The sequence below is a fragment of the Algibacter sp. TI.3.09 genome (assembly GCF_038154905.1).
In the GTDB taxonomy this organism is placed as follows: Bacteria; Bacteroidota; Bacteroidia; order Flavobacteriales; family Flavobacteriaceae; genus Algibacter.
The window spans coordinates 585,905-600,677 of the sequence record NZ_JBAKAN010000002.1 but is presented as its reverse complement, the minus strand read 5'-3'; the positions used below and the strand labels follow the sequence as shown (position 1 = coordinate 600,677).

The window sequence follows — 14,773 nt, the reverse complement described above, 5'->3', positions numbered from 1 at the left end:
TTAAGACTAATTACTATATATCTAAGTTTTGAGGTAAACCTGTTCTCAAACTATCTTGAATTTTAAATGTTACTAATGTAGTATTATAGATAGACTGAAAAGAGATTGGACTCTCTTGGTTTAAAGTTAAAGCGTCTAAAAAGGCTTGAACCTCTTGTTTATGCCCTTTACCTGTCATTTTTAATTTCTCGGCCTTATTACCATTATGAAACACTCCACTTCTAAAGTCATTTATAATTCCAACTTTCCCTGCACCAAATACCTCGATTTGCTCTTTAGGAAGAGATTTATCTCCATTAGCTAGATAAGTTAGATTACCCATAGAACCATCACTAAATTTTACTATAACACAAATATTATCATCTGTTTTTAGTTGTGAATTGCTTGAATTTATACAATCTGCAAAAACAGATATAGGTTTGGCATCCGTAAAATATTGCATTAAATCTATAAAATGACACATTTCACCAACTATCCTTCCTCCTCCTACTTCCTCCAATTGAGTCCAATGATCTTTTGGTATAAAACCAGCATTTACTCTAATATTTACCACTAATGATTCCTCTGCTCCATCAAATCTTTTCTTAATTTCTTTTGCTAAAGGAGAAAACCGCCTGTTAAACCCAACCATTAACTTAGATTTACTTTGCTCATAGGCTATTTTAACCTTTTCTAGCTCTTCATAATCCATAGCTAAAGGTTTTTCTACAAAAACATGTTTATTAGATTCAAACCCTTTAATAGTATAATTAGCATGAGAATTATGAGGTGTGGCAATAAATATGGTGTTTATTTTTTCATTACTATAAATATCTTCCGAGTTTGAAGATGCCGAATTAAAACCAAACTTATCTCCTACATTTTTTGCTGTTATACCCTTAGTTGTTACTACTGTATCTAAGGACCCTTTATTTGATTTAACATTTGGGATTAAATAACTCTGCGCAAAACTTCCTGCCCCAATAAAGCCTACATTTAAATCTTTTATTTCATTAGTCCCTAATTCAAATTTAGTTAAGCCTTTACTAGTATTTTCTTTATATTTTAACAATATACCAAGGTGAGCTTCTTTTACCTTTCCTAGTACTATATCATAAGCTTTTTCTGCTTCTTGAATATCAAAAACATGTGTAATTAATGGCTCCAAATTAATGGCTTTTTTAGAAATCAAATCTAAGAATGCCCCCATATTACGTTGTTCCGTCCAACGCACATAACCAAAGGGATAATCTTGACCTAATTCTTCATAGTTTACATCATATCTTCCTGGTCCATAAGAACACGATAGCTTTAACTCCAATTCTTTTCTGTAGAAATGGGGATCTCTAGGAATATCCATTTTTACAGCCCCTACTACAATAACTTTTCCTTTCTTCTTAGTTATTTCAGCAGAAAGTTCTATTGGGTCATTTGTTGGAGCTGCTGCTGTTATTATAACACTATCAAATCCATAACCGTTAGTGAAATTATCAATAGCTGATATGAGATTATCATCATTACGTAACATTGCTTTCTCTGCTCCATTTTCAGCAGAAATTCTTACTAAATCTTTTGATAAGTCTATTCCAAAAACATTACAACCATTTGCTTTAAGTAACTGACATGTAATTTGACCTAAAAGACCCAATCCTATAACGCAAACATTCTCCCCAAGTTTCGGATTGGCTTGTCTTACCCCTTGTAATGCAATAGCTCCAAGAGTTGTAAAACTAGCTTCTTCAAAAGAAACATTATCTGGAATCTTAGCAACTAAATTTTGTGGTATCGATACAACCTCTGAATGTGAAGCATAATCTTGCCCTGCACAAGCCACTCTATCTCCTGGTTTAAATATTCCATTAGTATCCATAGATGCTGTAACAATTCCAGAAGTACTATACCCAAGCGCTTTTAAGGAGTCTAGCTTCGTTTTGACTTTATCAATAGTAGCTTTTAATCCCTCTTTTTTTATGTTTTGCAAAACTTGAGCAACCAAATCTGGTCGCTGTTTAGCTTTTCCTATTAAACTAGCTTTACCTACACTTACAGTACTACGCTCTGTTCCTGCACTTATTAAAGAAAATTTGTTTTCAACCAATACTGTTCCTTTTGAAATAGATGGGGCAGGGACTTCATCGACATATAAATCGCCGGTTTTAAAATTTTGTATAACTTGCTTCATTTTATATTACGTTTTTTTTAAATTTTGAATAAGAAAGATATGCTTCCCTCTCTTCGTTTTCTTAATATTCTCAACAATTTTAAGCTCAATTTCTAATTGTGCATTAACCGAATCTGTAAGCTTTTTTACAAAACCCTTATTATTTATTGTTTCCCCTCGAAGAACAATCCTAATTATTAATTTCCCATATTCATTCTGCTCCAATTGAATCTGATTAATTTTTGAAAACTCATCAAAATGTTGACCAAAAACAAAAGCTGTTAAAGAAACTTTAGTTCTATCTATTAAGTAAATATAATCTTGATTTCTACCGTGAATTTTTTTAAAACTATTTCCAATAAAACCACAATTACATTTATTCATCTCTGAATATTCTGCTTCATCTCCTGTATCATATCTAATAAATGGCATTACAGTATTATCAAAACCAGTTGCTACAATTTTACCCTTAATATTAGGCTCAGTTATAACATTATTCTCATCATCAAGAAGCTCAACATAGCCATAAAATGGAAATATGTGAAAATCATCTGAATACATACAATTCCCTGCATGAACCAAGCGTTCAGAATGCCCATACCAATGCGCAATTTTTGAATTAAAATATTTTTTTATCCTTTCTTTGTCCTTATAAAAAAGGCCTTCCGAACCTAAAAAAATCGCTTTTATTTCTAGTTCAAGAGACTTGCTGTTTTCTTCTACTAAATCAATAAAATTCTTCAATGCAGATGGATATCCATGAATAAACTTAGGGTTAAATTTATTAATGATATTTATCACACTTTCTATATTTATCTTATTAATATGATAACAGGAAATAGCTAATTTATTACCAATTGCCTGATACTCATAAAGTTTATCATTAGCCAGTGACTCTCCTCTAATCATCAAAATCTTATTGCCAGAATTATAACCGAATTGATTCCAATACCAATCAAAATGAGCTTTTTCCTTAGGTCTTGAAACTCCTTTCTCTAAATAAAATTCAAATGGAGTACCACTTGACCCTCCTGTATTTGTTTTTATTCCATTATTTTTTAAATTAAGGAATTGATTAAAGTTTTCTCTAATAATATTTTTATTTATAACAGGAAAATCTATAATAGATTTATATTCATTTCCTTTATAATAAGGTATATTCTCTATAACATAAGAAATTTGATTTTCAAGAAGAACGTTCTGTCTCTTGTTAAAATCATTAATTCTTTTAAGGTATAAATTATAAAACCTTCCATATTTTATATTAGTTGGCAGAGAATTATATATTTTCCCCACAATAAACTTTATTGGAAAAGGTAAATTTTTGTATAATGTAAGTAGGTGATATAACTTATCTTCCACGGAATCTGTTATTATATAAATGTAAAACCAAAATCAGTAAACAAATTAATATATTCTTTCTGGTAATCAATTCTTCTATGAATTACTTTTTTATTGGACGATAAAAGTACGTATTTTTCAAGTTCGATTGGGTTTATTATATCAAAAGTTTTTACTCCTTTTGGTCTTTCACATACGTTTGTTGCGATAGCTGATATCCCATAATCTAATGCTTCTATTAACGAAACGCCTAATCCATCCTCGTATGTCCATCTTATATAACCTTCAACATATCTAAAAAATGGAACTAATGGTGTGTTTCCATGATTTATAAAAACTTCAACATTACTGTTCTCCCTTTTAAATAATACAGATAATTTTTCCTCATATTCTTTAACATGCTCTTTTTTGTATAAAATCAATACCAATATTAAACAACATCCATTATCTCGTATTTTATTTTTATCAAAAAAATCAAAAAGGTCATTGATTCCATAATTATATTCTCCATTGTTAGCTTTATCCAATGTAGCATAGCTTAAGAAATATTTTTTTCTATTATCCAAGCCTTTAAAAAACCCATCTACATCAGGATTTAAAATCATTTTATGATCTGGTAAATATGCCGGAATATTACTTACTTCCAAAGAAGGGATATATACTTTTAATTCATTAATAATATCATTATTAACAGCAATTAACTTTCTTGCTCCTTTTAATGAAAAAGAACTAATCTTATTTGTTAGTTTATTCTTTTCATGAAATTGCACAACCGATTTTCCATGAAACTGAAATACAACTTCATAATTTAAAATTTTACTTAAAAAAACAAGTATAAATCGTGTAATTCCATGAACTCCATGATAAAAGACATATTTGTTAGTGTTTAAAAAAAACAAATAATATAATAATCTAAAAAAATATAATAATTTGGAACTTGAAGATAAATTATATACAGAACTATTTTCAGTATTATTTCCAAATTCATTTACAATGTTAACCTCTTCATTAAAGGTTGAACTTAAAAAGCTGTTTAATTTCTTAATAAAAAGAGAAATCCCTCCTATTGGAGGCGGGTATGGCCCAACCAACAAGACTCCCTCCCTTTTTATCTTTGGTTTTGATAATAAAAAACAATAAAAAAAAGTAAAAAAAATAATTCCTTGAGATCTAAAAATCGTTTCTGTTAATGCTGTTATCGATATGACACAAAAAAAAGAAAGCGTTACAAAATCTTTCTTTCTCCATCCTTTAAAAACAATAGATAATAACATCAAAAGAAATATACTTAAATGAAAAAAACCTCCAGATATTAATAACTCCAAATATGTATTATGCGCATTATAATTTTCATTTAAAAAATGTCTATGTCCTTTTTCTTCATACTTTTTATTTAAAACTATATTGTTAGAGCCCGTTCCGTAACCAAAAATTGGTTTTTCTTTTATTAACTCTATCACATCTCCCCACAATAATAACCTTCCGTGTTTTTCAGGAGCGCCATTTTTTACAAATTTCTTTTTATTAAACTTATAATCATAATCATATCCAATAGTAAAAAGTATTCTCTCTTTGATGACAGGGATATTCCAGACTATAAAAAGCATTAAAAAAGTAGAAACGAGTATGATTGAAATCCTTTTTGAATTTGTTTTTTGTAACTGTACAAACACTTTTCTATATACATAAAGTGATATAATCACAATTAAAATTAAAAGACCTATTCTACTGCCTGAAAACAATAAGCCCACAAATTGCACTAATAATAAAAAAAATGAATATTTTTTGGATAACAATTGTTTTAGTGAAGAAAATAAAAGAATACTTATTGACATTAAAGTAAACATGGCAACATAAGTTGGGTGTTGCTCAAATATCTCCAATAAATCATATCTAAAAAAAAAGTACCAATTAAAAACGCCTCCATTCCAAAAAAAAACAACTTGTCGATATATTGCATTTAGAAAGCAACTTAGGTGAAAAAAAGTTACAGCAAATACAAATATTTTTAATATTAAAGATCTTTCTTTATCACTAAAACCTTTAATTGTAAGAAATATAATTGGCAATAAAACAAAAGACAAATACCTTATAACAATCTTAACACCTTGACTATAATCCAGTGAATACAACAAACTCATTAACATTATTAAATAAAACCCCGCAGGAATCCAAAGGCTTTTATTATTTAAAAAATTACTAAAGTTTAAATTCTTAATATTTAATAGCCATATTAACAAAAAAGCCATTAACCCTAAGGATGCCGTTGCAATAGAAAAAACATATCCTATAGCAGCCAAACTACATCCCATAACCAACAAGTGCCTTCTACTACAAATAAATTTCATGCCTTTTATAAATATCTAGTAATTGTTCAAGTTTATATTTACTCTTTGTATTTTGTAATACTTCAATTAATTCTTTATCGTTGAACCTTCTATTAAAATGCTTAGCGGGCACGCCATAAGCAATACAATATGGCGGTATATAATGATTAACTAATGCGCCACTGGCCACAACAACACCTTCACAAATATAAGTACTAGTTAATATAGTAGTATTTGCTCCAACCCAAACTCCATCTTCAATAACTATTTTTTTTTCTTCAACCTTTGATTCTGGTGCATAATAAATGTGATTCTTTGTATACTTAATATTATGATTACCTCCAAAAATTTTACAAAAAGGACCAAACATTACATGGTTTCCAATTTTTACAGGAATAAACTCATTAGTAACAAAATATCCATAAGGCCCCGAAAAAAAATTATCTTCAAAAGTGAAATTCTTTGGGTTTTTTAACTCAGAACTATAGCCAATTCTGAAATTTTTCCCACATGCTTTTAACCTAAATTTCAATAATGGTCTATTAACAAACTTATTTAATAACTTGTATATAAAAACTTCTATCATAGCTCTAAATTTTACGTCCCAATAACCCTGTAATATTGCATTTAAACTTAGTAAACAGGAAGAAACTTATTCCTATATAAATAACCAAGGTCAAGGGGAAACCAATATTATTAAAAAAATTTCCATAAATACTTATCACATAATAAGTAATTAAGTAGGTATAGCCAAGGGCATACGCGAGTATATTAAAATTTGTTTTAAAAAAATGAAAAAGAAATAACATAAGCAAAGGACCTATAATACATCCCAATAGTCTAAAATCTATATAAAAACCACCTACTAAGGTTGGAGGTAGGGCTGAATCATAGGTTCTTCCAACGTACTTTCTAGCAACATGCTGTGCTGGTCCTAATTCTCCTTTATTGAATAATTGATTTATCGGCCTAATTAAAAAAGAGCCATATTCTGGACTAACATCTTTAGTTACTACTTTATTATAAATCTCTACCGAACCTCTAAAAGTTACTACAGCATCATAAAACACAATATACTCTTCTGGAAATCCTGTTTGTCGTACTATTTTTGCGAAGTCAAGCTTGGGTCTGTTCATTAATCTATAATATCCCCAAAAACTGGAAAGCGCAAGTAAGGTGATCCCAATAATTAAATACTTAAGTTTAAAGACTGTTTTTCCTTTTATTAGGAAAAACAATAAAAGAGATGGCCCAAACAAAAACACAAAAGATGATCTTGATGAATTCAAAAACACTTGTAACACAATCAATAAATTGAATATATAATAGTAAAACTTTGTTTTGGATTTTGAACGTAATATGAATAAAGTATTATAATGAAAAAGAATAATGACAAGTAAACTAAAAACAGTGAACTCACCTGGGATAACCCTGCCTAAAACACGCCTATACTCATCACCCCATGTGTATTTACCTAAAATAGAGATTACATAAGCAATTACAGCAATGTTAATAGCAATAGAAACTACATTTATAAAAAACAATAGATTATGATTAAAATTTCTGTTTTTTAAATCAGTTCTTAGTGCATTTATATTTATTGACACATCATAACTACTTGTCATAAGTGAATGATATACCATAAAAAATAAAACAACAGCTATCCGTGAAACATAAGAAATTTCACGCTGATTATATTCTAAAACGATTCCATAATCTATGCTCCCAATAAAATAGAACGTAGCGAGTGCTAGTAAGAAATAATAATTTAAATTGTTTTTTATATAACTACGTGATATTGAAATAAAAAAATATAGAAAACAGAAAAAACAGATTACTTTTAAAAAAGTAATCTCTAATAAAAATGCAGCTATAAGAAAAAAGTAGCTTAGCGTTCTATACAATATATCTTTTTTAATTCTCATAATTTCCAAACTTTAAAATCTGAAATTACCCGTTTGTCTTGAACAAACTTTCGCCATGATTTAATCCAAGTGAAATCGGCTTTTCTTAAAAAAGTTTTAAAAAATAAGCTGTTTGTTTCAAAAAAATTATAATTGTTTTGGTGCGAGTAAATATTGTATCGCGTTAAAATTCTAGCAAAAAAAATGGGAAGAACATAAATAAGATTTAATAATTGCAAATTGATGATCAAAACATAAAATGCATTTCTAAAACCATTAATGTACCATTTTCTTCTATCTACATTATTATCCTTTATTGAAGCCTGAAATTTATGATAAATTATAGAATCTGAATCCGCAATCCATTTATAACCCATAATTCTTGCTCTATAGGATACATCAAAATCTTCTCCATATGATCCAAATTCATCAATAAATCCGCCAATTTCCTTAAGTAAATTTACTTTAAAAATAGGTGAAATAAACAAACCTCCCATACACTCATAAGTGCTTATTGAAGCCTCATCAATTTTATCAGTATACTCTCCTTGCCATAAACTAAATGGACTAAAATTATTTCCAAAATTATTTATTCTAGCTTCATCATAGAAATACAATGCTTTAGGAATCAACCCAATAACTTCTGAATCACTTTTTTTAATATTAGATAATAAGCTTTCAAAATAATCACTTTCAAATTTCACATCACTATTTAGTAATATAAAATATTCACTATTTGTCTCTTCAATTAATTGATTGGCCCCTTGGCAAAACCCCCTGTTAACTGGGTTTTCTATAATACGAAGGTCAATATCTTTGTCTTTAAAAAAAGCTTTAGAATACGAAACTGAGCCATCTGAAGAGCCATTATCAATTATTAATAATTGGAAATCATTTATAACATCTTGACTAACAATAGAACCATATAAATCTTCTAAATGACTAATACTGTTCCATAGTAAAATACCTATAGTTAAATCTTTTTTCATATTTTAATAATTGTTCTAATTCCAAATTCCTTTTTTACTATAACTGAAAGCGTAATATTTAGCAATATCAAACTTAAATAAGTAGAAAAAATTGCGCCTAGTAAGCCATAAATTGGGATTAAAATAATATTTAATAAAACATTAGCAATCAACGCGAAAATTGACACATACATCTGAACGTTTTGCTTTCCTGTCATTTGTAAAATTAACCCAACAGCACCCGTCATAGCATAAACAAAAGACAAGCCTATAGCGGTAAGATATGATGTTATTATAACATTATAATCAATATTAAATAATGAAATCAATTGCGTTTTAAATAAAAGCAAAAAAATCAAAACACCCAACCCAATTAGAAAAATCAACTTTGTTGAATTGAGCGCTAACTTTTCTATTTCTTCAAAATTCTTCTCAACAAAATACTTTGAATACATGGGGCCTACCATTGCGTTTGTCGCCATGACCCCAATGGGTAGTAAATTAGAGAATTTTAAAATAATATTATAGCTACCTACAGCATCTAAATCTGCAAATCTATTTAGCATTAATATATCCATTCTATTCATTAGCATATATAATGCCCCACTGAATAGTAAAGGTGCAGACGTTTTTAAAAGTGAAAAATCAACACTAATTTTTTTTTGAAACAGAAACCATAAATTTCCTTTAAACAACGTATTTATAACTAAAATGAAACTTATTAGAAAAGCGATTAAAATAGATATTAGAAGAACGTAGATGATTAAATCTGAATTCAATTCGAAATGAGAAGAGTTGATGATCACTAAAATTATTAAAACATTTAATAATACTACCGCAGACGTATACATAAAGCTATATATCGTTATTTTTCCGCAGCCTCTGAGGGTTTCTATATTCAAATAAAAAAAACTGAAAGGCAAAATAACAAATGAAGACATTTTAGTAATATGAATAATTTTATCATTATCCAGTAATTTACCAACAATAAAAGCTGAACTAAAATAAAACAACACAGAAACTATAGTTGAAATAATAAAGACCTGAATAAACAACTTTCTATACAACGATTGTCTATCTTTTAAACCATCCTTCTCCGCTATCATTTTTACAGCTACAATATCCAGTCCAAATTTCCCAAACAGACCTGCAATGTTAATTAAAGTAAATACCGTTGCATAAATTCCTAGGGTATTTAAACCAAAATAATTAGTAATTAATAATGTCAAAATAAACCCACCTACTAGACCTATTACTTTAGTAAATAGGTTAAAAATGGTTGAAACACCAATATCAGAAGCTAGTAATTTTTTTATATATATCAATTTACTAATTACTTATGCCACAAAAATCTAAAACGACTTTATCTGAAGAAATTTCTAATGTCTTAAACTCTTTGTGCCCCACTAAAAACACAATTATATCAGCTTTTTCTGCGGCTTCTTTATATTCCGTAATTTTAAACACCTTATGTTCAATTATATTAGGCTCAACAATAAAATATTCTTCATTATTAGCGTTTTGTAATACTTTTTGAACAATGTATTTGGCTGGTGACTCCCTCAAATCATCAATATCTGGTTTAAAAGCCAAGCCCATTAAAGCTATACTTGGTTTACGGTGGTTTATTAGCTCAAACTCAAGTTTGGCTGTTTGCACTTTTTCAGCACACCAAAAGGATTTGTAGTTATTAACCTCTCGTGCCTTTCCAATAATTTTCGATTCCATTGGATAATCTGATACAATAAAATAGGGATCCACAGCGATACAATGTCCTCCTACTCCACAACCTGGCTGTAAGATATTTACTCTAGGGTGTTTATTTGCTAAAGCAACTAGTTCCCATACATTAATATCAGCTTTATCACAAATTAAAGATAGTTCGTTAGCAAACGCTATTTGAACATCTCTTGACGAATTTTCAACTAATTTACACATCTCTGCTGTTCGTGCATTGGTTTTATGTAAATCTCCTTTTACAAATTGTTTATAAAAAGCCACAGCTCTTTCTGTTGAGTTATCATCTATGCCACCAATAACTCGATCATTATGAACCAGCTCAAACATCACGTTACCGGGAAGTACACGCTCTGGACAATAAGCAATATGCAACTGACCTCTTAACTCCGGTCTTTCAGAATATATTAGATTCATCATTTTCTCTGTTGTTCCTACGGGAGATGTTGATTCAATTATATATAAATCCTCAGGCTTCAACAAAGGCAGTATGGATCGAGTCGCAGCTTCTACAAAAGAAATATCTGGCTCATTCTTTGCCTTAAAAGGTGTTGGAACCACAACTAAATAAGTGCTAGCGATAACAGGGGCTATTGCCGCTTTAAAATAGCCTTCTTTTACAGCATTAGCAACTGCAATATCCAATTCTGGCTCAACAATATGTATTTTTCCTGCGTTTATAGTTTCTACAACACTCGGATTAATATCTACCCCATAAACTTTAGTTTTCTTTTGAGCAATAAGTGCCGCTGTTGGGAGTCCAATATAACCCAATCCAATCATAACAACTTCTGGATGATTCATCTAGTTTATTTATTAGTTTTTATTAGTTTTTTTATTGAAGCTTTTTCGAATGCTCTAAAATATATTCCACAATTTGACTACAAGCTTTCCCATTTCCATAAGGGTTATGAAGTTTACTCATATTTGAGTAAGTGTCTGGCTGCAACAACAACTGTTTTGTCTTATTAATTATTTCAGTAGTATTTGTTCCAACTAATATCACAGTTCCTGCATCAACAGCTTCCGGTCTTTCGGTTGTATCTCTCATTACTAAAACTGGTTTTCCCAAACCAGGCGCTTCCTCTTGTACACCACCACTATCCGTTAAAATTAAATAAGATTTTTCCATTAGCCAAACAAAAGCAGGATATGATAAAGGCTGAATAAGTTTTATATTACTAATTCCACCAAGTAATTCGTATACTGGTTTTTGAACGTTTGGGTTTAAATGAACAGGGTAAATTATTTGGATTTCTGGTTGTTCTAATGCAATCTGCTTTAATGCTTGGCAAATATTTATAAAACCTTGTCCGTGGTTTTCCCTGCGATGCCCTGTAACTAAAATCAGTTTTTTATCAGCTTCTAAAATAGCTTTTAAATCATCAATCTCTTGGTCTTTAAACTTAGGGTTATTGACCTTATCAACACTGAACAACAAAGCGTCAATTACTGTATTTCCAGTAACCAGAATTGTATTGGGATTCTTGTTTTCATTAATTAAATTCTGTTTTGATGTTTCCGTAGGAGAAAAATGAACATTAGCAACCACACCAGTAACAGATCTATTCATTTCTTCAGGAAAAGGTGATGTCATATCAAAAGTTCGCAATCCGGCTTCTACATGACAAATTTTTGCTCCAGAATAAAATGAGGCGATACTGGCCGCCATAGTAGTGGTTGTATCTCCATGCACGAATACGTAATCAGGTTCAAAACTTTCTAAAACTGGTTTTAAATTATTAATAATTTCAGAAGTTAAGGAATATAAGTTCTGATTCGGCTTCATAAGATTAAGGTCAAAATCTGGAATAATTTCAAAAAACGAAAGTACTTGATCCAACATTTCCCTATGTTGAGCCGTAATACATACTTTCGTATCAAATTTATGGTTGTATTTTAGGAACTCCTTTACTAATGGAGCCATTTTAATCGCTTCCGGTCTTGTGCCGAAAATTATTAGATTTTTAATACGCATATGATTAATATATTTTTTTTATCCTTTTTGTTTAGCTAGCTAAACCTTATCCGTCAACTTCCATAATTTTAAAAGTAGTTTGTCCCTAATTGCCTTAAAACAAAAAAACTAACTACAATAATTATATTTTGCTACCATGAGACTATCTTTCCAATAAGGAATTTCTAATTCTATCTTGGTTTTTATTTTCGTTTTTTCAAACACACTATACATGGGTCTCTTTGCAGGAGTTGGATAAAATTCTGTTTTAATTGGAATAATTTTAATTGGAATGCTTTGTGAATCAAATATTTCTTTTGCAAAATCATACCAACTTGCTACCCCATCATTACTATAATGATAAACCCCATAAAAGCTATTTCTTTTCAATATTATCTTTAGTATGACCTCCGCCAAGTCTCTTGCATAAGTTGGTGTTCCTATTTGGTCACAAACTACGCTAATTTCATCTCTTGTTTCAGCTAATCTTAACATTGTTTTCATGAAATTATTACCATACTCTGAATACAACCAAGAAGTTCTTATTATAAAATGCTCATCTAAAATTTTTTGTATTTCAACTTCTCCTTGCAATTTAGACGCTCCATAAACACTAATCGGTTTAGCTACATCTGTTTCTATATACGGTTCTCTTTTTTCACCATCAAACACAAAATCGGTTGAAATATGAATTAAAATCACTCCATATTCGTTACAAGCTAATGCTAAGTTTTTTGCGCCTTTTGCATTAATATCAAAAACTTTTTCAACCTCTGTTTCTGCTTTATCAACAGCTGTATAGGCTGCGCAATTAATGCAATATTCTATTTTTTTATTTGTTTTAAAAAAAGCTTGTACTTGATTTAAATCACAAATATCAAGTTCTATATAATCTGTATAAATTACATCTAAATCATCATACTGTTTTTCAACATCCTTTATGCATCTTGCTAATTGTCCGTTACCTCCAGTAACTAAAATAGTTGTCATAAAATAGCCTCCTTAAAAGTTGGTAATTGTAAATCTTTTTCAGAAATCACAAAATCTTTTTCATCTAATTTCCAATCAATATTTAAGTCTTTATCATTATAAATAATACCTCCCTCAGCTTCCTTCTTATAAAAATTATCACATTTATAAGAAAAAATAGCGGTATCACTCAACACAATAAAGCCATGTGCAAATCCTCGTGGTACAAATAACTGCTTTTTATTTTCTTCTGTTAATTCTATAGATACATACTGTCCATAGGTTGAAGATTCTTTTCTAATATCTATAGCTATATCAAGTACTTTTCCTTTAATAACTCTCACTAATTTTGCTTGAGCAGATTCTCCTTCTTGATAATGTAAGCCTCTTAAAACTCCTTTTGACGAAAAGGATTCATTATCTTGAATAAAATTAATCTCTTGACCAATCAATTTATTAAATGTTTTTTGATTAAAACTTTCAAAAAAATAACCTCTACTATCTTCAAAAACTTTAGGTTCTAATATAAAACAACCTCTTAATTTGGTTTCTTTTGCAATCATTATTTATTTTTAAGTAAGCCTAATAAGTTTTTACCGTATCCACTTTTTAATAGTGGCTCCGCTAAATTTTTAAACTGTTCCTTGTTTATATACCCCATTTCGAAAGCAGCTCCTTCAATGGCTCCTATTTTTAATCCTTGCCTTTCTTCTATCACTTCAACAAACTGAGAGGCTTGCATTAACGATTGAAATGTGCCCGTATCTAACCAAGCTGTGCCTCTGTCTAAAATGCTAACGTTAAGTTTTCCTTGTTTAAGATATTCTCTATTTACATCAGTGATTTCCAGTTCTCCTCTATGGCTAGGTTTTATATTTTTTGCTATATCTACCACAGAGTTGTCATAAAAATAAATACCAGGGACAGCATAGTTTGATTTAGGGTGTTCTGGCTTCTCTTCTATCGATTTTGCATGCATATTATCATCAAACTCCACAACCCCATACCTCTCCGGATCGTGTACACGATAGGCATAAATAATGCCACCGTCAGGATTATTGTTGGCTTTTAAAAGTTTTGCTAAGCCTGTTCCGTAAAAGATATTATCCCCCAATATTAATGCGACTTTATCGTTTCCAATAAACTCTTCACCAATAATAAATGCTTCAGCTAGACCATTAGGAACATCCTGAACAGCATATTCAAATTTACAACCATATTTTTTACCATCTCCGAGTAAATCCTTAAATAAAGGTAAATCTTTAGGTGTTGAAATAATTAATATTTCATTTATTCCAGCATACATTAAAGTAGAAAGCGGATAATAAATCATTGGTTTGTCGTAAATAGGCATAAGTTGCTTACTTACTGATAATGTTAATGGGTGAAGTCTTGTTCCTGAGCCTCCTGCTAAAATTATCCCTTTCATA

The 14,773-nt window shown here is 29.8% G+C and carries 12 protein-coding genes; all 12 read right to left on the bottom strand.

The annotated features are described in order from the left end of the window. Positions 1–13: 13 nt before the first annotated feature. Positions 14–2,161 (bottom strand): bi-domain-containing oxidoreductase, encoded by a 2,148-nt coding sequence (locus V6246_RS10285; RefSeq protein WP_341560367.1) that lies wholly within the window; start codon positions 2,159–2,161, stop codon positions 14–16. A 6-nt stretch (positions 2,162–2,167) separates the two neighbouring features. After that, positions 2,168–3,502, bottom strand: coding sequence for a hypothetical protein (locus tag V6246_RS10280; protein WP_341560365.1), 1,335 nt, complete (start codon positions 3,500–3,502; stop codon positions 2,168–2,170). A gap of 11 nt (positions 3,503–3,513) precedes the next feature. Beyond that, the gene (locus V6246_RS10275; protein WP_341560363.1) at positions 3,514–5,829 is read right to left on the bottom strand and encodes an O-antigen ligase family protein; all 2,316 of its coding nucleotides are present in this window, start codon (positions 5,827–5,829) and stop codon (positions 3,514–3,516) included. Continuing rightward, a complete protein-coding gene (locus tag V6246_RS10270) occupies positions 5,813–6,394 on the bottom strand; it encodes an acyltransferase (protein ID WP_341560362.1) in 582 nt (193 codons plus the stop codon). The genes V6246_RS10275 and V6246_RS10270 overlap by 17 nt, the downstream gene beginning before the upstream one ends. A 4-nt stretch (positions 6,395–6,398) precedes the next feature. Then, the gene (locus V6246_RS10265) at positions 6,399–7,733 is read right to left on the bottom strand and encodes an O-antigen polymerase (RefSeq protein ID WP_341560360.1); all 1,335 of its coding nucleotides are present in this window, start codon (positions 7,731–7,733) and stop codon (positions 6,399–6,401) included. Continuing rightward, a complete protein-coding gene (locus V6246_RS10260; RefSeq protein WP_341560358.1) occupies positions 7,730–8,701 on the bottom strand; it encodes a glycosyltransferase family 2 protein in 972 nt (323 codons plus the stop codon). The genes V6246_RS10265 and V6246_RS10260 overlap by 4 nt, the downstream gene beginning before the upstream one ends. Further along, positions 8,698–10,005 (bottom strand): MATE family efflux transporter, encoded by a 1,308-nt coding sequence (locus V6246_RS10255; protein WP_341560357.1) that lies wholly within the window; start codon positions 10,003–10,005, stop codon positions 8,698–8,700. Before V6246_RS10255 ends, V6246_RS10260 begins: the two co-directional genes overlap by 4 nt. A 4-nt stretch (positions 10,006–10,009) precedes the next feature. Then, complete coding sequence (wecC, locus tag V6246_RS10250) at positions 10,010–11,221, bottom strand: UDP-N-acetyl-D-mannosamine dehydrogenase (RefSeq protein ID WP_341560356.1); 1,212 nt, start codon at positions 11,219–11,221, stop codon at positions 10,010–10,012. Between the two features lie 31 nt (positions 11,222–11,252). After that, positions 11,253–12,395 (bottom strand): non-hydrolyzing UDP-N-acetylglucosamine 2-epimerase, encoded by a 1,143-nt coding sequence (gene wecB, locus V6246_RS10245; protein WP_341560354.1) that lies wholly within the window; start codon positions 12,393–12,395, stop codon positions 11,253–11,255. Between the two features lie 108 nt (positions 12,396–12,503). Beyond that, entirely contained in the window at positions 12,504–13,364 is an 861-nt protein-coding gene (gene rfbD, locus V6246_RS10240; RefSeq protein WP_341560352.1) for a dTDP-4-dehydrorhamnose reductase, read from the bottom strand. Continuing rightward, the gene (rfbC, locus tag V6246_RS10235) at positions 13,361–13,906 is read right to left on the bottom strand and encodes a dTDP-4-dehydrorhamnose 3,5-epimerase (protein WP_341560350.1); all 546 of its coding nucleotides are present in this window, start codon (positions 13,904–13,906) and stop codon (positions 13,361–13,363) included. The genes rfbD and rfbC overlap by 4 nt, the downstream gene beginning before the upstream one ends. Beyond that, entirely contained in the window at positions 13,906–14,772 is an 867-nt protein-coding gene (gene rfbA / locus V6246_RS10230; protein ID WP_341560349.1) for a glucose-1-phosphate thymidylyltransferase RfbA, read from the bottom strand. Before rfbA ends, rfbC begins: the two co-directional genes overlap by 1 nt. Position 14,773 lies beyond the last annotated feature (1 nt).